Raw genomic sequence first — 19,643 nt, 5'->3', positions numbered from 1 at the left:
CGTCTTGCTCGCGACCGTCTCGGGCGCGCTTTGGCTATGCGCCGCCCTCCCCCAGCCGGCGACCGCCGCGCCGCTCGCGCCGACGCTCTCCAACGAGCGCGCCGAGGCCGATCGCCTGGCGGCCCAACTGGTCGGCAAAATGACGGTGGACGAGAAGGTGGAGCAACTGCTCAACACCGCCCCGGCCATTCCGAGGCTGGGCGTCCCCGCCTACAACTGGTGGACGGAGTCGCTGCATGGCGCGCTCGGCGCCCTGCCCACCACCAACTTTCCGGAACCGATCGGCCTGGCCGCGACCTTCGACCCTGCGCTGGTCCACGATGTCGCCGGCGCGATCGGGTCGGAAGTCCGGGGGCTGCACACGCTGGCGCGACGCACGGGCCGGATGGGGCGGATCGGCACGGGCCTGGACACCTGGTCGCCCAACATCAACATCTTCCGCGACCCGCGCTGGGGCCGGGGCCAGGAGACCTATGGCGAGGACCCGTTCCTGACCGCCCGCATGGGGGTCGCGTTCGTGCAGGGCGTCCAGGGGCCCGATCCGGACCTGCCCCAGGTGGTGGCCACGCCCAAGCACTTCGCCGTCCACAGCGGCCCGGAATCGACCCGCCACAGCGCCAATGTCTTCGTCTCGCGCCATGACCTGGAGGACACCTACCTGCCCGCGTTCCGCGCCGCGATCGTGGAGGGTCGGGCCGGCTCGGTCATGTGCGCCTACAACCGTATCGATGGTCAGCCCGCCTGCGCCAGCGACCTGCTGCTGAAGGATCACCTGCGCCAGGCGTGGGGCTTCAAGGGCTACGTCGTCTCCGATTGCGACGCGGTCAAGGACATCAGCGACCATCACAAATACGCCCCGGACGCGGCCACCGCCGTGGCCGCCGCGATGCGGGCCGGCGTCGACAACGAATGCAACGGCGCGACGCTGACCGACACGGACGGGCTCGCCGACCGCTACCGCGAAGCCCTGAGCCGCGGCCTGATCAGCGTCGCTGACGTCGATCAGGCGCTGGTGCGGCTGTTTTCGGCCCGTTTCCGGGCCGGCGATCTTCCCGGTGTCCGCAAACCGGAAAGCGCCTTGGCCTCGCCCGCCGAGGTCATGACGCCCGAACATGCCGCCCTGGCGCTGGCGGCCAGCGAGAAGAGCCTCGTCCTGCTGAAGAACGACGGCGTCCTGCCGCTCAAGGCCGACACGCGGATCGCGGTGATCGGACCGCTGGGCGACGCCACCCGGGTGTTGCGCGGCAACTATTCCTCGGCCTTGTCGGCGCCGCCCGTCTCGGTGCTGGAAGGGCTGCGGCGGGCGATGCCCGGCGCCCAGATCGTGCAGGCGCCGTTCGGCGCGGCGTTCACCGACGGCGACCGCGTGCCGACCTCGGCGCTGCGTTCGCCCGACGGCGCGCCGGGGCTCCTGGCCCGCTACTACAATCCGGCCGAGCCCCCGCCCAAGCGCTTCGCGCCGGGAACGTTCGGCGAGATCGTGGCGAAGATGCGCTTCGCCGACCAGCCCGTGGTGACGCGCCTGGAACCGGACGTCGCCGCCCGCAGCCTGGACCTGGCCGCCGTTTCCGATCACCACCGCGTCGTCTGGACCGGCTTCCTGGTCCCGCCGGAGAGCGGGACCTACAGGCTGGGGCTGACCGGCTTCAACGGCGCGCTCAAGCTGGACGGCAAGCCTTTCGCCGACCTTCGCAAATCCGGCTGGGGCAGCCTGCCGACCCTGAAGACGATCAAGCTGGAAAAGGGCCGCCAGTACGCTGTCGAGATCGTCTCGGAATCCCACGCCCTGTCGGGCGTCGATCTTGTCTGGAAGCGGATCTCCAACGATCCCGCGGGCGACCTGAAGGCGGCCGCCGCCCAGGCGGACGTCCTGGTCGCGGTCGTGGGCCTGACCTCGGACCTGGAGGCCGAGGAGGCGCCGGTCGACGTCCCGGGCTTCAAGGGCGGCGACAAGACCACGCTGGACATCCCGCCCGACCAGCAGGCCCTGCTGGAGCAGGCCAAGGCCCTGGGCAAGCCGCTGGTCGTGGTGACCATGAACGGCAGCCCCCTCAACCTGTCGTGGGCCAAGGACAACGCCTCGGCCATCCTCGAGGCCTGGTACCCCGGCCAGTCCGGCGGACTGGCGGTCGCCAACGTGCTGTCGGGCAAGACCAATCCGTCCGGGCGCCTGCCGCTGACCTTCTATCGTTCCGTCGACGACCTGCCGCCGTTCGGCGACTACGCCATGGCCGGGCGGACCTATCGCTATTTCGAGGGGACCCCCGTCTACCCGTTCGGTTACGGGCTCAGCTACACGCGGTTCGCCTATGACCCGTTGAAGGTCGAACCGGCGGCGGGCGGCGCGGGCAAGGGACTGCGGGTGACGACCCGCGTGCGGAACGTCGGCGAAAGGGCCGGCGACGAGGTGGCCCAGCTCTATCTCGACTTCCCGGACACGCCCGGCGCGCCCCGCCTGGCCCTCCGCGGCTTCCAGCGGCTCTCGCTCAAGCCGGGCGAGGCGCGGACCGTGACGTTCGCCCTGACCCCGCGCGACCTCAGCTCGGTGGATCTCGACGGCCGGCGCCGGGTCGCGGCGGGACGCTATCGGGTGAGCGTCGGCCCCGGCCAGCCGACCGCCGACGCGCCCGGACGATCGGCCGACGTCTCGGTCGACGCCGATGTCGGCCTGCCTCGCTAATCGCGTCGATCAGAAGACGTGAAGGTCAACGACAACAAGGGAGCACGACAATGAGAAGCCTCAACCTGCCGCAATGGGCGCGCCCCGCCTGGACGCGTCTGGCCGCCGTCGGCCTGGCCGCCGCCTGCGTCATGGCCGCGCCGGCCCACGCCCAGGACGACAAGATGCAGCCCGTGCCGATCCCGGCCCAGCCGAACGCCATCGACCTCGGCACCGGCCCGTTGCCGGGAGCCACCGCGCCGGAGTCCTGGCACCGCCAGTACGGCAGCCTGTTCGCCCGCAACGTCACCGTCGCCACCCTGACCCCGTTCCTTCCGGACCCGGCCAAGGCGACGGGCGCGGCCGTGATCGTGACGCCCGGCGGCGGGTTCCGCACCCTGTCGATGGACAACGAGGGCTACGACGTCGCGCGCGCGCTCGCCGACAAGGGCGTGGCCGCTTTCGTGATCAAGTATCGGCTGAACCAGACGCCGGCGGACATGGCCGGTTTCGAACGCTCGATGGCCGAGATGTTCTCGGCCACCGCCGCCCGGCCTCCGCGACCGTCTCCGCAAGCGGCGATCGCCGGCCTGGCGCCTCAGCTTGCCGATTCCCGCGCCGCCTTCGCCCTCGTGCGCAAGCGCGCGGCCGAGTGGCATGTCGACCCCGACCGCATCGGCATGGTGGGCTTCTCGGCGGGCGCCATGCTGACCCTGGCGACCACCCTGGCCGGGGAAGACGCCAAACCCGCCTTCATCGGCCTGATCTACGGGCCGCTGGCGCCGGTCACCGTCCCGGCCGACGCCCCGCCGATGTTCGTGGCCCTGGCCGCCGACGACCCCTTCTTCGCCAACAGCGGATTTGGCCTGATCGACAGTTGGAAGGCCGCCAAGCGACCGGTCGAATTCCACCTCTACGAACAGGGCGGCCACGGCTTTGGCATGTACCCCAAGACGACCACCAGCACCGGCTGGTTCGACGCCTACGTCCGCTGGCTGGGCATGCACGGCCTGTTGAAGCGGGCGCACTAGATCCGGCTCCGGGCGGGTCCGCCCGCCCGGCGTCCCGGTCACGCCGGGACTACCCGCCCCGTTGCGCCCACCCGGCGAAGCCGGCGCAGAAGAAGGCCACCCTGGGCGCCAGCAGATCTTCGATCGTGCCGTCCGGCGCGAAGGTCAGGAGGCTCATGATCCCTGACGCCAGCACCATGTCGGTGAACAGCACGGCGGCTTCAGCCGTATTCGCGGGCGGCAGCATGTCCTTGCGGATCAACTCCGCGAAGACGTTCTCGAGCTGCTGCAGCAGGTGATCTCGGCCGGCGCGCCCCAGCGGCGCCTCGTCATGCGAGAAGTTGCCCCCCTCGGCGATGATGATGCGCGTCAGAAGCGGAGCCGACGGCGACCGCACGGTGATGTCCGCCGCGATCTCGAGAAGCGCCTCCTCCGCCGAGGCCGCGCCGTCCAGGTCATAGTGCTGCAGGCGCTCGTCGATCACGCCCTTCACGGCGTCCAGCAGCAACGCCCGCTTGTCCCGATAGCGCGCATAGAGCGTGCGGCGGGTGACCCCCGCCAGCCTGGCGATCTCGACGATGGACGCGCCCTGGAAGCCCTTCGAGGCAAAGACCTCGAGGGCCGCCGCGCGGATCACGGCGTTCTTGGCCTCCACATCCAGGGCGTTCGGCCGGCCGCGTCGCTTGGCCGCCGAGGTCGATATCGCATACGCGCTGACCGCCATTCTAAATATCCACCGGTGTTGCCATTAAGCGCCCGCAAGAAGACCCTCACCCTACCACCACACCTTCAGACGGTGGGCAATGGCAGGCGATCAACGCCATGCCGAGGAAACGACAGGGGCCGCGGCGACCCGCGGCGGGGGATGAACGATGACCAGTTTCCACAGGCGCCTTCTGCTCGTCACGACCGCCGCGACGGCGCTCCTGACCACCGCCGCCGCCCAGGCCCAGGCCCCGTCCGCCGCGCCCGCCGCGTCGCCCGACACCGCCGCCAAGCCCGTCACGGCGCTGGAAGAGGTCGTCGTCGTGGCCCGCCGCCGGGAGGAGAACATCCAGGCCGTCCCGGTCGCCGTCACCGCCGTCTCGGGCAAGACCATCGAGAAGGCCGGCGTGACCTCGGTCGCCCTGCTGGGGCAGCAGACCCCGGCCTTGGTCATCGCGCCGACCACCAGCCGCGCCACCCCCGCCTTCGCCATCCGCGGCCAGCGCCAGCAGGACTATCTGCCGACGGTGGACCAGTCGGTGGCGGTCTATGTCGGCGACCTCTACCTGTCGCGCCAGTTCGGCATCGACCAGGCCTTGTTCGACATCGCCTCGGTGGACGTGCTGCGCGGCCCGCAGGGCACCCTGTTCGGCCGCAACTCGACCGGCGGCGCGATCATCATCCGCCCCGCCGCGCCGACCCACCAGTTCGAAGGCTACGCCGCGGCGACCATCGGCGACTATGACCGGCGGCAGTTCGAGGCGGTGGTCAATATCCCGATCGCCGACGACCTGGCCCTGCGCCTGGGCGGCATGACCTTCAAGCGCGACGGCTATGTCACCAACGTCGCCACCGGCACGGACATCGACAACGAAGACTATTCGGCCCTGCGCGGCACGCTGAAGTTCGACCCTGCGGGCGGCTTCGACTCAACGACCATCGCCAACTATTTCAAGTCCGACGGCGGCGGCACGCCGTTCGTGCTGAGCGACGTCAGCCCGTCCAACAGCGCCCCGGTGCGCCTGCTGGGCCTGGAAGCCCCGCTGCGCGGCCTGCTGGCCCAGCAGCAGCAACGCGGCTTCTACCAGACCGCCCAGGACATCGACCCCCGCACCCGGGTCAAGACCTTCGACGTCCAGAACTCGACCGCCTACGAATTCGACGGCGGCCCCACCCTGCGCAACATCGTCGGCTACCGCGACACCTCGTTCTCCGACCTGAACGACATCGACGGCTCGGTCGCGCGCATCCTGGAGATCCAGAACAACTACGAGGGCGACCAGGTCTCCGACGAGCTGCAGCTATCCGACCACACCGGCATACTGAACTGGATCACCGGGCTCTATTATTTCCGCGAGACCGGCTCCAACGACACGACCAGCTATACCGGGTCGCCGGTTCTGGACAATTTCATCAACCCGCGCCTGCAGCAGTTCAGCGTCAAGAACGTCTCCAAGTCGGTCTACGGCCAGGGGACCTTCGACCTGGCCGCCCTGAAGCCGGGCCTGACCTTCACGGTCGGGGCCCGCTACACCTGGGACGAGCGTAAGGCCGACCTGCGCTCGCTGCAGGCCGTGGGCGTCGCGCCGGGGACGCCGACCCTGCTGGGCTTCCCCTCGCCGGGCGAGCGCTGCCTCAGCAGCACGGCCGACGGCTTCGGCGCCTATCCCGATTGCTCGATCGCGCTCAGCACCAGCTTCAGCAAGCTCAGCTACAACATCAGCCTCGAATACAAGCCCGCCGACGGCGTGCTGCTGTACCTGGCCACGCGCCAGGGCTACCGCTCGGGCGGCTTCAACGCCCGCGCCCAGCTGGCCTACCAGCTGACGCCGTTCCGGCCCGAAGTGGTGCGCGACGTCGAAGCGGGGATCAAGGCCGACTGGACCGTGGCCGGCGCGCCGGTCCGCACCAATCTCAGCGTCTATTACAGCGACTTCAAGGACGCCCAGCGGCTGGCCCCAAACCTGATCGGCGGCGTCGTCACCACCGATGTGGTCAACGCCGCGGCGGCTCACGTGCAGGGCGCGGAGCTGGAGTTCTCGGTCATCCCGGTCTCGCCGCTGACGATCGGCGGCTTCGTCTCCTACGCCGACGCGGCCTATGACGAATATGTCGTCCCCGGGCCCGGCGGGGTGGGCGTCCGCGACCTGTCCGACACCGCCCGCTTCGCCCAGACGCCGAAGTGGACCTACAGCCTCAACGCCCGCTTGGCGGTGCCCACGCCGTCGCAATTCGGCGACCTGTCGTTGTCGGCGACCTACTACCACCAGGGCTCGGTCTACGTGACCGACAACACCGAGCCGGCCGGCCACCTCGCCGGCTGGGGCACGCTGGGCTTGCGTGCGGACCTGGAGCACGTGGCCGGCAAGTCCGTCGACCTGGGCGTCTTCGTCCGCAACGTCACCGGGGAGAAGTACTATGTGGCTGGCCAGACGCTGAACAACGACATCGGCTTCGCCTCGCGCATCCCCGGCTCGCCGCGCACCTTCGGCGTCTCCCTGCGCTACAGCTTCGGCGGCCGCTAGCCATGGCCGCCGCTCCGGCCGCGCCCGCGCATGTTCCGGCGCACATGGTGTTCGCCTTCGACATCTTCGACGACGCGCGGCTGAAGCCCGATCCCCAGGCCGGCTACACGGCCCTGCTGGGCCAGGCGCCGGACCTGTTCTACACGCCGCTGAACGGCGGCCACTGGGTGGCCACGCGGTACGAGACCATCAGCCGGATCCTCAAGGATCCGGCCACCTTCTCGAACCGCAACATGCAGATCCCCAAGTCCGACCAGACCTTCGTCATGCTGCCGCTGACCCTGGATCCGCCCGAACACGCGCCTTACCGCCAGATCCTGATGCAGCAGTTCTCGGCCAAGGCGATGCACGCCCTGGAGCCGCACATCCGCGCGTGGGCCGAGCGGCTGCTCGACGCGGTCGCCGACCAGGGCGCTGACCAGGGCGCCTGCGATTTCGTGGCCAGCGTGTCCGGCCTGCTGCCGGTGTCGGTGTTCATGCAGCTGATGGGCCTGCCGCTGGACCGGCTGGAAGAGTTCCGGGCCTGGGTCGACGAGAGCTTCGCCGCCAGCGACTCCGACCATCGCATGGCGGTCTACGGCCGGATCATGGGCTTCATGAGCGAGGTCATCGCCCAGCGGGCCCAGGCGCCGCGGGACGATCTGGTCAGCCGCCTGCTGGCCGCCGAGATCGACGGGCGCCGGCTGAGCCTGGACGAGGTCCAGGGCATGAGCCTGCTGCTGTTCATCGCCGGCATGGACACGGTCGCCAACGCCCTGTCGTTCGGCGTGCGCCACCTGGCCCAGAACCCCGACCTGCAGCGAGAGGTCGCCGCCGATCCGGCGCTGATCCCCGGCCTGGTCGACGAGATCCTGCGCCGCTACGCCTTCACCAGCACCCAGCGGATCGTCGCCCAGGATGTCGAGCTGGACGGCGCGCCGATGAAGGCCGGCGACATGCTGTTCCTCAGCTTCGCCACGGCGGGCGTCGACGACCGGTTCGGCCCCGACGCCCAGGCCTTCGACCCACGCCGCGCCAACGCTGACCAGCACCTGACCTTCGGCGGCGGACCGCACAAGTGCGCCGGCCGCCACCTGGGGCGGATCGAGATGCGCATCCTGTTCGAGGTGCTGCTGGCGCGGTGGCGGAACATCCGGCTGACGCCGGGCGCCGCCCAGCACATCCGGGCCGGCAATGTCATCGCCATGGACCGGCTGGACATCCAGTTCGAGACGGCCTGACCCGGCATGTCGGAGATCGCGCACATCTACGACTACGTGATCGTCGGAGCCGGTTCGGCCGGCTGCGTGCTGGCCGACCGCCTGACGCGCGACGGCCGCCACAGCGTCCTGCTGATCGAAGCGGGGCCGGAGGACTCCAACCCGCTGATCCGGATGCCGAAAGGCTTCGGCAAGCTGCTGGGCGATCCCCGGCACGTCTGGTGGTTCGACGCCCAGCCCGGCCCCGGCGGTCCCAACACGCCGGCGCGCTGGCATCGCGGCAAGACCCTGGGCGGCTCCAGCGCCGTCAATGGCATGGTCTACACCCGCGGCGACCCCAGCGACTACGACGCCTGGGAAGCGCTGGGCCTGACCGGCTGGAACTGGGCCAGCATGGTCCAGGCCTTCAAGGCGATCGAGAACCATGAGCTGGGCGAGGCTGAAACCCGCGGGGTCGGCGGTCCCCTGCACGTCTCGCCGATGCACGAGCCGAACGCGGCCGGCGACGCCTTCATCGCCTCGGCCCAGGCCATGGGGCTGCCGCTGAAGGCGGACCTCAATGACCCCTCTGACCAGGAGGGCGTCGGCTACGCCATGCGCACCATCAAGAGCGGCGCGCGGTTCAGCGCGGCCGAGGCCTTCCTCAAGCCGGCGCGGCGGCGGCGGAACCTGCGGGTGGTGACCGACACCCAGGTCGAGCGGCTGGTCTTCGACGGCGGCCACGTGGTCGGCGTCGCCTGCACGGGCCCGCGCGGCGCGTTCGAGGCGCGATGCGGCCGGGAGGTGATCCTGGCGGCCGGCGCGCTGAACTCGCCCCGGATCCTGCAACTGTCGGGCATCGGCCCCGCCGCCGTCCTGGCCGCCGCCGGCGTCCAGCCGCACCTGGACCGGGCCGCCGTGGGCCGGCATATGCGCGAGCACCGGGTGCTGTTCATGCAGTATCGGCTGAACGCCCCGCGGCTGAGCCAGAACCGCGAGCTCTCCGGCCTGCGCCTGGTCGGCAATGTCCTGAAATACATGGCGCTGCGGCGCGGGGTGATGGCCCAGGCGGCCTATGAGGTCGGGGCCTTCCTGCGCTCGCGGCCGGGCCTGGATCGTCCCGACGTCCAGCTGCTGATGGGGCCGTTCTCGCTGGCGCTGAAGGACGCGGCCGCCGGCGGGCCGCTGCCTGAGGCCTTGCCGGGCCTGCAGTGCCTGACCCTGCCGCTGCGCCCGACCAGCGAGGGCGAGGTGCTGATCTCGGCCGATCGCGCCGACGCGCCCCTGACCATCCGGCCCAACTTCCTGTCGACCGACGAGGACCGGGTGTCCGCCGTCGCCGGCGTGCGCTTCGTACGCCGGCTGGTCGCCGCGGGACCGCTGGCCCAGCTGGTCGTCGAGGAGACTGTCCCGGGCCGTGACGTCCAGTCGGAGGCTGACATCCTGGCCGCCTACCGCCTGTTCGGCTCGCCCGGCTACCACGCCGTGGGCACCTGCCGCATGGGCGTCGGCGACGGGGCCGTGACCGATCCGCGGCTGCGGGTGCGCGGCGTCGCGGGCCTGCGCATCGTCGACTGCTCGGTGATGCCCGCCATCCCGTCGGGCAACACCAACGGTCCCGTCATGGCCCTGGCCTGGCGGGCCGCCGATCTCATCCTCGAAGACGCCGCGTGATGCGGCCCCGTCCAGCCCTGGAGCGCCCGTCGTGACCGTGATCGTACCCGTGGACTTCGAGGCGCACCTGACCGCGCGATCCGTCCTGCCGACGCCGCGCCTGGTGATCGGCGGCCAGCAGCGCGCGACCGGCGGGGCCGGGGTGTTCCAGCATGTCAGCGCCGCCACCGGCGAGATCCAGGGCGAGGTCCCCCTGGGCGACGCGGCCGACATCGACGCCGCCGTCCAGGCCGCGCGCCGCGCCCTGCCCGTCTGGCGCGACATGAAGCCCTATGCCCGCCGCCGGCTGATGGACCGCTTCAGCGACCTGGTCGAGCAGAACATCGGACGCTTCCAGGCCATCTCGACGCTGGAGAACGCCATCCCGTCGATGAACTTCCAGCACGGCATGCTGCACCGCTGCGTGGGCTGGCTGCGCTACTACGCCGGCTGGACCGACAAGCTGGAAGGCCTGGTGACCGGCCTGCATCCCGGCGAGAACTTCGAATACACCGTCCCCGAGCCGTATGGCGTCATCGGCCACATCATCACCTGGAACGCGCCGCTGCTGTCGTTGTGCATGAAGGTCCCGCCCTCGCTGGCGGCCGGCAACACGGTGGTGATCAAGCCCGCGGAGTTCACCCCCTACACCAGCCAGCTGTTCGCCGAGCTGGCGCTGGAGGCCGGCATTCCCGAGGGCGTGATCAATGTCGTGCCCGGCGCGGTCGCGGCCGGCGAGGCGCTGGTGCGTCATCCCGGCGTCGACAAGATCTCGTTCACCGGCGGCCCGATCGGCGCCAAGGCCATCATGCGCTCGGCGGCCGACAGCCTGAAGCCGGTGATCTTCGAACTGGGCGGCAAGTCGGCCAACCTGGTGTTTCCCGACGTCGACCTGCAGGACACCGCGGCCTATTGCGCGGTGTTCGGGGTGTCCAACAGCGGCCAGGGCTGCGCCCTGCCCACCCGCATCCTGGTCCACGAGGACGTCTACGACCCGTTCGTCGAGATTGTCGCGGCCACCCTGGACAACCTGCCGACCGGCGATCCGCTGGATCCCAGCGTCTTCATCGGCCCGATGGTCAACGCCGCCGCCATCGCGCGGGTCATGGGCTTCGTCGACAACGCCAAGGCCGCCGGCTCGGGCCGGCTGGTGGTGGGCGGCGGCCGCCTGGCCGATGGACTGGAGAAGGGCAACTTCGTCGCGCCGACGGTGTTCGCCGACGTCGACCCGATGAGCGCCATCGCCCAGCAGGAGATCTTCGGCCCCGTCCTGTCGATCATCAAGTTCCGGACCGAGGACGAGGCGGTGCAGATCGCCAACGCCACCGAATACGGCCTGTCGGCCTACATCCAGACCAACGACCTCAACCGCGCCAACCGCCTGATCCGGCGGCTCGACGCCGGCACGGTCTATGTCAACAAGGCCACGCCCTCCAACCTCGGCGCCAGCCCGTTCGGCGGCGTCGGCCTGTCCGGCTTCGGTCGCGAGGGCGGCCGGGCGGGCCTGGACGAGTTCATCAAGATCAAGGGCGTGGGCGTCAGCGTCGCGACCTAGCCTTGGACGCCGCGTTCGAGGCTAGGTCCCCTGAACCAGACGGCGACGGGCTCGCCGCGCCGCCGAAATCGGCCGGGGCCGCCCACGGCGCGCTCAACTCCAAGTAACCCCATTAAGCGCTTCGTAAGCATGGGCGTGGTGGAAGGGGGCGGATGGTCAGGATCGAAGCGGGCTCATGAACGCCGCCACCGCGCGTTACATCGATACGACCCTGCCCGCCGGCCGAGGGCTGCGCTCGCGTATCGTCGAGCGGCCCGCCCTGGCGCTGGAGCCCGATGACCTGGCCCAGATGATCGCCGACATTCGTGCGGTGGCCCGCACGACCCTGGGCGAGAACGAACTGACCTACGGCGTGTTCTCCGGCGACCGCGAGACCCTGTCTCGCACCGTGCTGACCGTGGTCTACGACACGGCCTCCGGCGAGCCGGTGGCGTTCAACGCCCTGGCCCTGCTGCGCGTGTCGCTGGGCGGCCGGGAGATCGAGGTGCTGCACCTGGGGCTGGTGATGACCGCCCCCAAGGCGCGAGGCGGCGGCCTGTCGGCCGTCCTGTACGGCCTGACCTGCGTTCTGCTGTTCGTGCGCCGCCAATGCCGGCCGCTGTGGATCTCCAGCGTCACCCAGGTGCCGGCGGTGGTCGGCATGGTCGCCGAGACCTTCTCGGACGTCCATCCGGGCCAGCCCGCCACCCGCGCCTCGTTCCAGCACCGGCTGGTGGCCCGCCAGATCATGCGCCACTGGCGCCACGCCTTCGGCGTCGGCCCCGAAGCGGGTTTCGACGAGGAACGGTTCGTCATCACCGACGCCTATACGGGCGGCTCGGACAATCTGAAGAAAACCTTCGACCAGGCCGCCAAGCACCGTGACCCGCGCTATGGGGAGCTGTGCCGGCTGCAGCTCGACTATGGCCGGGGCGACGACCTGCTGCAGTTGGGGCGGATCGACATGCGGGCCGCCGCTCGCTACCTGGCCAAGGTCGCGCCGCCCGCCAGCGTGACGGGGCTGATCGGTCGCCTGGCGTTGATGCTCGCCCAGGGGGCGGTGCTGCCGCTGATCCATTGGCTGGACGACACGCAATCCTGGGGGAGCCTGCGACCGTGGAAGCACTGAACGGGTTCGACTACGCCGAGTTCACCACCCGAAATTTCGGCTTCGTCAGCCGCGAAGAGCAGGAGAGGCTGCGCAACGGCGCGGTGTTCGTCGCCGGCGTGGGGGGCATGGGCGGAGCCTGCTTCATGGCCCTGGTCCGGGCCGGGGTGGGACGGTTCGCGGTCTGCGACATCGACGTCTTCGAGACGTCGAACCTCAACCGCCAGGTCTTCGCCTTCACCGACACGGTCGGTCAGGACAAGGCCGAGATCGCCTGCGCCGCCGCCCGAAAGATCAATCCCGACGTCCAGATCGAGCGCCTGGGCGCGGAATGGATCGGCAAGCTCGACGACCTGGCCGCGCGCTATAGCGTGATCGTCAACGGCGCCGACGACATCGCCGCCGGAGTGGCGCTCTACCGCGCCGCCAAGGTCCATGGCGCGACGGTGATCGACGCCTATGCCGCGCCGCTGCCGTCGGTGATCGTGGTCCGGCCGGGCGATCCCAGGCCCGAAGAGCGGCTGGGCTACCCCACGCGCGGCAAGGCGCCGGACGCCCTGACCCAGGACGATCTCGCCGAGAGCTTCCTCCGGGAGCTGGAATACGTCCTCACCCATTCGTCGGCGGCCAGCCATGTCGACCTTGAGGTCGCCGCCGCCGTCGCCGCCGGCAAGGCCAAGCGGATGTCGTTCGCCCCCATGGTCATCGCGACCGGCTGCCTGATGGCCTACGAGGCGCTGTGGCTGTTGATGGGCCGCCGCTCGAAAAGCGATTGCCGGGGCTGGTTCTTCAATCCGTTCGCCGGCCGGATCGAGCGTCCGCTCCCCTGGCCGGTCGCGACGGTGAAGGGCGCGCTGGTCCGGGCCTTCATGGCGCGCATGATGAAGGCCGCCCCGTGATCCAGTCGCTGGCCCAGGTCTGCCTCGACGGCCTCGCCGCCGTGGGACTGGCGGCCTACGCCTTGGCCGCGCGGCGCGAAGCGGGACCGTTGATCCCGCGCCTCGTCCTGCTGTTCGGCCTGATGGCCGCCTTCTATGCCGGCCGGGCCCTGCACGCGCTGACCGGCCTGGACGGCCTGCAGGTCGTGGCCTTCGCGGCCGTGGCCCTGGCGCCGACGGCCGCGCTGCTGCTGGCGGAAGGCGTGCTGCGCCGGCACGCGCCGCGCCTGCTGAAGCTGGCGGTGATGGGCGCCAGCCTCGTCGCCCTCGGCTTCGCCCTGCTGACGGCCCGCGACATGGCGTTCGACGCCCGGATCGGCCTGGCCGGTCCGATCGTGCTTTCGCTCATGGCGATCCTGGTGCTGCTGGGGACGCGTGACCGCGACCAGCTCTCGGCGTCCGAGAACCGCGTCGTCGCGGCGCTCGCCCTTTGCCTGGCCGCGGCCCTCCCGCTGATCCTGACCGATTTCACCGCCCTGATGACAGCATGGATCGGCCTGAGCCCGATCGCGGCGCTGCTGATCGTGCTGGTCATCCTCTCGTCCGCCAACGGCGACCCGCGCGGGACGGCCGTGGAAATCGGCCTGCTCCTGGCGGTCGCGGCGGGCGTCAGCCTCGGCCTGGCCCAGGCCTTGGCGCTGAGCGGCCCGGCCGACCTCGCGCGGCTGTTCGCCGTCGTGCTGGCGGGCCAGATCGTCGCCTCGCTGCTGGTCCGCCTGCACGCCCAGGGAACGGCCGATCGCCGGGGCGGGCTGCGCCGACGCCTGGTCCGCGCCGACGCCGGGTCTGTCGACCATTTTCTCGCCGACCTGGCCGAGGAGCCTCTGCTGAAGGACATGACCGTCCTGGAGGCGGGCCAGCTGGCCGATCACGACGCGCAGGCCCTGGCCGCCGTCCTGGCGCGGCGGCCAGTCTGGAGCCTCGAGCGCCTGAGGGCCGGTGAAGCCGCCGCCAGTCTCTCCGAGGCCGAACCCTTGATCGACCTGTTGGAACGGCATGGCGCGACCCATGCCGGCTTGCTGAGCCTGGGGCCGGCGCGGGTCGTCCTGGCGCGGCTGCCCGGCCTGGCGCGCGGCGTCGAGGCCGAGATCGACCTGGCCCTGGCCTTCCGCATGGCCCGGCTGGTCGCGGAGAAACGCTGATGAGCCTCGAACTGCGCGAGCGTGACCTGGACGGCTTCTTCGAGGTCCCGTTCGCGATCTATCCGGCCGACAGTCCCTATGTGACGCCCATGCGCTCGGATCTGGACCGCTATCTGGATCCGGCGCGCAATCCGCTCATGCGCGACGGCGGCGGGCGGTTGACCCATTTCACGGCCCGGCGCGACGGCCGTCCCGTCGGCCGCCTGGTGGTCCACACCCATCCGGCGTCCAACCTCCGTCACGGGACGCGGCGTTGCCAGTTCGGCTTCTTCGACTGCGACGATGATATCGAGGCGGCCCGGGCCCTGTTCGCGCGAGCCGAGGCCTTCGCCCGCGACCAGGGCTGCGACGAACTGGTGGGGTCGTTCAACCTGACGGCCATGCAGCAGGCCGGCGTGCTGACCGACGGCTTCGACGGCGTCCCCTATACCGACATGGTCTGGGGACCGCCGCACCTGCCACGGCTGCTGGAGGCCTGCGGTTTCGCCGCGACCTTCCCCATGTCGACCTTCGAGTTCGATGTCGGTCCGGAGACGGCCGACCGGCTGCTGGGGCCTCGCCAGCGGGCCATACTCGACGATCCGGACTGGACCTGGACGCCGATCAGCCGCCGCCATTTCAAGGTCCGGTTCGAAGAAGCGCGTCAGTGCCTCAACGACGGCTTCTCGGACAATCCGATGTTCGTGCCCCTGACCCCGGCCGAATTCGACTTCCAGGCCGGCGAGATGATGTGGATCGTGGATCCGGCCATCGCCAGCCTCGTCCACTACAAGGGGCGGCCGGCCGGGGTGGTGATCTGCATTCCGGACCTCAATCCGTTCCAGAAGGCCGTCAAGGGCCGGTTCGGTCCAACGGCCCTGTTCCACTTCCTGAAGGCCCGCCTGCGTCGCCGCCGGGCCGTGATCATCTTCTATTCGGTGAAGCAGGCGCTGCACGGCCAGGGCGTCAACGGCGCCATGCTCCACCGCGTGACCCGGGCGCTGCACGAGCGCGGCTACCGCCAGTGCGGGGTGACCTGGATCAGCGACGAGAACACCGCCTCGCTGCGCCAGATGGAGAAGCTGGGCGCGCGGCGGCTGCATCGCCTGCACCTCTTTCGCAAGGCGATCTGACGATGCTCGACCCGCGCGTTCTCCGGACCCTGGTCGCCGAGGCCAGCCTGGCGCCGAGCGTCCACAACATCCAGCCGACCCGCTGGCGTCCGGAGGACGGGCGCGTGGTGGTGACCGCCGATCCGGCGCGGCGGTTGCCGATCGGCGATCCGGAGGGCCGCGACGTCGCCGTCAGCCACGGCTGCGCGGTGGAGGGCTTCCGGATCGCCGCCGCCTCGCAGGGCCTGGCCGTGGAGGTCGCCCCGGACGGATCCGACGTCGCTGTCCTCACCCTCAAGGGCGTAGCGGAGGTCGACCCCCTGGCCGCCTTCGTGGGCGCGCGCCGGACCTATCGCGGACGGTTCGAAGCCTCGCCCTCGGCCCGCGACGCCTGCGCGCGGCTGGCCGAGACCTGTCCCGACCTGGTCATGCTGCAAGAGCAGGAGGCCATCGCCGACCTGGCCGCGCTCTACGACGACGCCAGCCTGCGCTGGTTCCGACGCGCGGACTATCGCGCCGAACTGGTGTCCTGGATGCGGCTTTCCAGGCGTCACGCCGACTGGGCGCGGGACGGCCTGAACGCCGAGGCGATGGCGATGTCGCCCCTTGAGGCCGCGGGGGCGGGCCTCGTGCTGCGGCCGGGCGTGTTCGAGGCGCTGGACAAGGTCGGCCTCGCCCGCGCCCTGGTCGCCGAGGCGCCGGTCGTGCGGTCGGCCACGGCGGTGGCGTTGTTCCATCGGCCCGCCGACGAGCCGCCGTTCGAGACCGGCCGGCGTTTCTATCGGGTCTGGCTGGCCTTCACCCAGGCCGGCCTGTCGGCCTCGCCGATGGCGGTTCTGGCCGACGACGAGGCCGCTTCGGCGAGCCTGAGGGCGGAGCACGGCCTGGGCCTCGACCGGCGGCTGATCACCGCCTTCCGCCTGGGTCTGGCGCCCGCCAGCCGCCAGCCGCCCAAGCCGCGCCTGCCGCTGGAAAGCCTGATCCTCGTCTAGAGGCGCTTGAGGTACTCGATCAGCGCCCAGCGGTCTTCCGGCGAGAGGCCGTCGAATTGCGCCTCGTGGCCGCGATTGGACCGGCCAGGCAGCCGGGTGTCGTAGACCGCCGGCCGCGACCAGGCGCTGTAGCCGGCCGGGTAGGCCACACCCACCGTCCTGAAGTCCAGGGCGTGGCCGCCGACCGCGAAGCGTTCGGCGCGCGGCTCCAGCAGCATCAGCTGGGCCAGGGTCGGCACCGAGCCGTTATGCAGATACGGCGCGCTGGACCACAGGCCGGCCAGGGGCGGAGCGGCGTACTCGCCGGTGCGCCGCGCGTCGATCACCGTCCGGTAGGGACTGTCCGCGACGTAGCGGGACAGGGCCGGCGTGAAGGCCTCGGCGCGGGCCGGATCGGTTCCGATCCGGCCGCGCCAGTTGGGAAAGCGGGCCAGGCGAGGACGCTCGGACGGTCCGTCGTACTCGCCGTGGCAGCTGGCGCAGGCCCGGGCATAGGTCGCCGCGCCTCGGGCGGCGAGGCCGGCGTCGATCGGGCCTGGGAAGGCCTGCGGCCGGCGCTCGGCCAGCCAGGCGAAGGTCCGTCGGGCGGCGGGGATCTGGGCATGGGCCCCCTTGGGCGTCTGGCCCATGCTGGGCACGGTGAAGAAGCTGACCATGTCGGCCAGCCGGTCCCGATGCGCCGGGGTGACGTCGTCGCGGGTCATCGGCCGCCAGCGGGACCGCCCCGGCGGCGCGTAGGCCCCGTCCTGTAGCAGGGCGGTGCGGAAGCCGCGATCGGCCAGGTCCGGCACCGAGGTGAAGCCGGCCTCCATCGCGTCGCGCGCCGTCCGGCCTTGCAGCTTCAGCGCCGCCACCCCGTTGGTCACGCCCGGCGAGCCGTTCGAGAACGGCAGCGGGCTGGCGCCGTCGGGGATGGTCTGCAGCCGGCGCTTGGCCAGGGGGATCACCGCCCAGCGTAGGCTGGCCCGCTCCCAGGCATCGGTGTCGGGGAACAGCGTCTCGACCGCCGCCATCAGGCGCGGCTCGTCTCGCAGACCGCTCCGCAGCGCCTGGGTCACCGCCCGCGTATAGGCCTCCAGGTCTATGCTGGTGTTGGGCGAGCCCAGCCACGCCGCCTGGGTCAGGGGCGCGCCGTCGGCGGCGTAAACCGGGCCGGCATGGCAGGCCGCGCATCCCAGGTTGGCCACGCTGATCTTCACCGGCGGCAGGCCCGGCGTGACGGTCCCGACATTGAGCCCCAGCGGGTGTTCGGCGCTGGGCTGGACAGCCTCGCCCGCGCCCTCCAGGCGCTCGGGCCACAGGAAGCCGAAGCTCGTCATCCGTCGCCGCAGGTGGGCGCGATCGACCCCGCCGCCGGCCGGGTCGTCCAGCACCAGAGCGGCGGCCGTCAGCTTCCACGGCACGGCGACGGTGTTCAGGGCCTGGACGTTGATCGCGCCGAAGTCGTGACGGGCGAAGGTCTCGGCCCCCGACCCGGCAGGCGGCGAAGGCGGCGCGCAGGCGCTCCCCAGCAGCGCCAGGCCAAGGACGGCGATGATCTTGCGGGGGCTGCTCATGCCAGAAACGCCTCGACCGCCGAGACGAAGACCTCGGGCTGCTCCCAGTGCGGATAGTGTCCGCAACGGTCAATCAGCACACGCTCCGCCCGCGGGAGCAAGGCCATGGCCCGGTCGCTCTGGCGGGCGGGGAACACCCGGTCGTCGCGACCCCAGAGCACGAGGGTCGGGCGGTCCAGCCGGCGGGCCAGTCCCTCGAAGCTGTCCCGCTCCTTGACGCCCAGCAGGCCGACGCCGGTTCGCAACGTGCGCGGGAAGGAGCGCTCGCTGCCAGGCACGGCGGCGTAGCGGTTGGTCAGGGCGAGCAGTTCGGGGGTGACGGCCTTGGGGTCGTGGACGGCCAGGCGCAGGGTGAGGCGATTGTTGAACGGTGTCGGACGGCCCAGCGCCTCGCCGATCAGCGGCAAGGCCGTCGGGCGCATCAGCAGATGGGTCTCCCGTCCAAAGCCGCCCGGCGCGGCCAGCACGGCCCGGTCGATCCGGTGGAGGTTCTCGCCCGAGAACCGCACGATCACGCTGGCCCCCAGCGAGCTGCCGACCAGATGGGCCCGCGCGATCGCCAGGGCGTCGAGCAAGCCTTTCAGCTGCTCGACGAAGAACGCGGAGTCATAGGCCGCGTCCGGCCGGCTGGCCTGGCCGAAGCCGGGCAGATCAAAGGCGATCACGCGGAAACGGGCCGCCAGGGCCGGCCGCACGCGATCCCAGATCTCGATGGCGTTGGCCAGGCCGTGCACCAGCACCAGGGTTGGCCCCGCGCCCCCGGTGTCCAGCACCCGGGTCGACAGTCCGTTGGCGAGCGCGACTCTGGAGAAGGCCATGACGCCAGGGTGGCGGACCGGGGCTGACAAAACCTGAAGGGCGGCGTTCGTCGCGGGCGATTTTCACCTTCTGGACGCCCGTTCCGCGAGGGCGAGCGCAGCCTGAAGCGCCAAGCCGCTCGAAACGCCGCCTGCGGCTGCTATAATCGGCCCATGACCCAAGGCTTCGCCCTCTTCGAGACGCCGATCGGACTGTGCGGCCTGGCCTGGGGCGAACAGGGGCTGGTCGGCGCCCAGCTGCCCGAGGCCGCCCCGGGCGCCGCCTGGGCCCGCCTGCGCCGGCGCTATCCGGACGCGGTCGAGGGATCGCCGCCCCCGGCCGTCCAGCGGACGATCGAGCGGATCAACGACCTGCTGTCGGGCGGGCGCGACGACCTGACCGACGTCGAGCTGGACTTCGCCGTCGTCGCCCCGTTCAACCGCCGGGTCTACGAGATCGCCCGCGCCATCCCGCCCGGCGAGACCTCGACCTACGGCCAGATCGCCAAGGCCATGAACGAGCCGGGCGCGGCCCGGGCCATCGGCAAGGCCCTGGGCGAGAACCCCTGGCCGATCATCGTCCCCTGCCATCGGGTGCTGGGCGCCGACGGCAAGAGCGGCGGCTTCTCGGCCCCCGGCGGGGTGGAGACCAAGGCGCGGATGCTGACCATCGAGCGGGCCCGGACCAGCGCCGCGCCGACGCTGTTCGACCTGGAGTTCTCGGTGGCGCCGCAACGCGGGCGGTAGGCCTCCCT

The 19,643-nt window shown here is 71.1% G+C and carries 15 protein-coding genes; 12 read left to right on the top strand and 3 right to left on the bottom strand.

Translation table 11 applies throughout. The annotated features are described in order from the left end of the window. Positions 1-4: 4 nt before the first annotated feature. Together G3M57_RS04135 and G3M57_RS04130 are read left to right on the top strand one after the other, a co-directional pair. A complete protein-coding gene (locus G3M57_RS04135; RefSeq protein WP_230983822.1) occupies positions 5-2,680 on the top strand; it encodes a glycoside hydrolase family 3 C-terminal domain-containing protein in 2,676 nt (891 codons plus the stop codon). Between the two features lie 50 nt (positions 2,681-2,730). Next, a complete protein-coding gene (locus G3M57_RS04130; protein WP_056759005.1) occupies positions 2,731-3,690 on the top strand; it encodes an alpha/beta hydrolase in 960 nt (319 codons plus the stop codon). Positions 3,691-3,739: 49 nt separating this feature from the next. Here the strand turns inward: G3M57_RS04130 and G3M57_RS04125 are convergent, their stop codons facing one another. After that, on the bottom strand, positions 3,740-4,393 hold the full coding sequence (locus tag G3M57_RS04125; RefSeq protein WP_163228901.1) for a TetR/AcrR family transcriptional regulator: 654 nt from the start codon (positions 4,391-4,393) through the stop codon (positions 3,740-3,742). A 148-nt stretch (positions 4,394-4,541) separates the two neighbouring features. On the opposite strand from G3M57_RS04125, the gene G3M57_RS04120 reads away from it, so the two are divergent. From G3M57_RS04120 to G3M57_RS04080, 9 genes are all read left to right on the top strand, one after another. Beyond that, a complete protein-coding gene (locus G3M57_RS04120; protein ID WP_163228899.1) occupies positions 4,542-6,899 on the top strand; it encodes a TonB-dependent receptor in 2,358 nt (785 codons plus the stop codon). A gap of 2 nt (positions 6,900-6,901) precedes the next feature. Beyond that, on the top strand, positions 6,902-8,119 hold the full coding sequence (locus G3M57_RS04115) for a cytochrome P450 (protein ID WP_163228897.1): 1,218 nt from the start codon (positions 6,902-6,904) through the stop codon (positions 8,117-8,119). A gap of 6 nt (positions 8,120-8,125) precedes the next feature. After that, on the top strand, positions 8,126-9,751 hold the full coding sequence (locus tag G3M57_RS04110; protein WP_163228895.1) for a GMC family oxidoreductase: 1,626 nt from the start codon (positions 8,126-8,128) through the stop codon (positions 9,749-9,751). Positions 9,752-9,782: 31 nt separating this feature from the next. Next, on the top strand, positions 9,783-11,285 hold the full coding sequence (locus tag G3M57_RS04105) for an aldehyde dehydrogenase family protein (RefSeq protein ID WP_208789652.1): 1,503 nt from the start codon (positions 9,783-9,785) through the stop codon (positions 11,283-11,285). A gap of 175 nt (positions 11,286-11,460) precedes the next feature. After that, on the top strand, positions 11,461-12,393 hold the full coding sequence (locus G3M57_RS04100) for a hypothetical protein (protein ID WP_163228894.1): 933 nt from the start codon (positions 11,461-11,463) through the stop codon (positions 12,391-12,393). Beyond that, complete coding sequence (locus G3M57_RS04095; RefSeq protein ID WP_230983823.1) at positions 12,381-13,271, top strand: ThiF family adenylyltransferase; 891 nt, start codon at positions 12,381-12,383, stop codon at positions 13,269-13,271. The genes G3M57_RS04100 and G3M57_RS04095 overlap by 13 nt, the downstream gene beginning before the upstream one ends. Then, on the top strand, positions 13,268-14,452 hold the full coding sequence (locus tag G3M57_RS04090; protein WP_163228892.1) for a hypothetical protein: 1,185 nt from the start codon (positions 13,268-13,270) through the stop codon (positions 14,450-14,452). The genes G3M57_RS04095 and G3M57_RS04090 overlap by 4 nt, the downstream gene beginning before the upstream one ends. Further along, positions 14,452-15,564, top strand: coding sequence for a GNAT family N-acetyltransferase (locus G3M57_RS04085; RefSeq protein ID WP_163228890.1), 1,113 nt, complete (start codon positions 14,452-14,454; stop codon positions 15,562-15,564). Before G3M57_RS04090 ends, G3M57_RS04085 begins: the two co-directional genes overlap by 1 nt. A gap of 2 nt (positions 15,565-15,566) precedes the next feature. Next, positions 15,567-16,535 carry a nitroreductase family protein gene (locus tag G3M57_RS04080; protein WP_163228888.1) on the top strand — a complete coding sequence of 323 codons (969 nt, stop codon included), beginning with the start codon at positions 15,567-15,569 and terminating at the stop codon, positions 16,533-16,535. On the opposite strand, the gene G3M57_RS04075 is transcribed toward G3M57_RS04080, so the two are convergent. Both G3M57_RS04075 and G3M57_RS04070 read right to left on the bottom strand, forming a co-directional pair. Further along, positions 16,532-18,091 (bottom strand): c-type cytochrome, encoded by a 1,560-nt coding sequence (locus G3M57_RS04075; RefSeq protein ID WP_163228886.1) that lies wholly within the window; start codon positions 18,089-18,091, stop codon positions 16,532-16,534. The genes G3M57_RS04080 and G3M57_RS04075 overlap by 4 nt on opposite strands. Further along, entirely contained in the window at positions 18,088-18,909 is an 822-nt protein-coding gene (locus tag G3M57_RS04070; RefSeq protein ID WP_163228885.1) for an alpha/beta fold hydrolase, read from the bottom strand. Before G3M57_RS04070 ends, G3M57_RS04075 begins: the two co-directional genes overlap by 4 nt. Positions 18,910-19,062: 153 nt before the next feature. On the opposite strand from G3M57_RS04070, the gene G3M57_RS04065 reads away from it, so the two are divergent. Further along, entirely contained in the window at positions 19,063-19,635 is a 573-nt protein-coding gene (locus G3M57_RS04065) for a methylated-DNA--[protein]-cysteine S-methyltransferase (RefSeq protein WP_056758986.1), read from the top strand. Positions 19,636-19,643 lie beyond the last annotated feature (8 nt).

Origin of the sequence: Caulobacter rhizosphaerae (assembly GCF_010977555.1) — a bacterium.
Classification (GTDB): domain Bacteria; phylum Pseudomonadota; class Alphaproteobacteria; order Caulobacterales; family Caulobacteraceae; genus Caulobacter; species Caulobacter rhizosphaerae.
Note: the sequence above shows the minus strand (reverse complement) of the source record. Positions and strands in the feature narration are given on the sequence as shown.

Coding starts and splice junctions, on each gene's coding strand:
- G3M57_RS04130 (WP_056759005.1), top strand. CDS start 2,731: ATGAGAAGCCTCAACCTGCCGCAATGGGCGCGCCCCGCCTGGACGCGT.
- G3M57_RS04125 (WP_163228901.1), bottom strand. CDS start 4,393: ATGGCGGTCAGCGCGTATGCGATATCGACCTCGGCGGCCAAGCGACGC.
- G3M57_RS04120 (WP_163228899.1), top strand. CDS start 4,542: ATGACCAGTTTCCACAGGCGCCTTCTGCTCGTCACGACCGCCGCGACG.
- G3M57_RS04115 (WP_163228897.1), top strand. CDS start 6,902: ATGGCCGCCGCTCCGGCCGCGCCCGCGCATGTTCCGGCGCACATGGTG.
- G3M57_RS04110 (WP_163228895.1), top strand. CDS start 8,126: ATGTCGGAGATCGCGCACATCTACGACTACGTGATCGTCGGAGCCGGT.
- G3M57_RS04100 (WP_163228894.1), top strand. CDS start 11,461: ATGAACGCCGCCACCGCGCGTTACATCGATACGACCCTGCCCGCCGGC.
- G3M57_RS04085 (WP_163228890.1), top strand. CDS start 14,452: ATGAGCCTCGAACTGCGCGAGCGTGACCTGGACGGCTTCTTCGAGGTC.
- G3M57_RS04080 (WP_163228888.1), top strand. CDS start 15,567: ATGCTCGACCCGCGCGTTCTCCGGACCCTGGTCGCCGAGGCCAGCCTG.
- G3M57_RS04075 (WP_163228886.1), bottom strand. CDS start 18,091: ATGAGCAGCCCCCGCAAGATCATCGCCGTCCTTGGCCTGGCGCTGCTG.
- G3M57_RS04070 (WP_163228885.1), bottom strand. CDS start 18,909: ATGGCCTTCTCCAGAGTCGCGCTCGCCAACGGACTGTCGACCCGGGTG.
- G3M57_RS04065 (WP_056758986.1), top strand. CDS start 19,063: ATGACCCAAGGCTTCGCCCTCTTCGAGACGCCGATCGGACTGTGCGGC.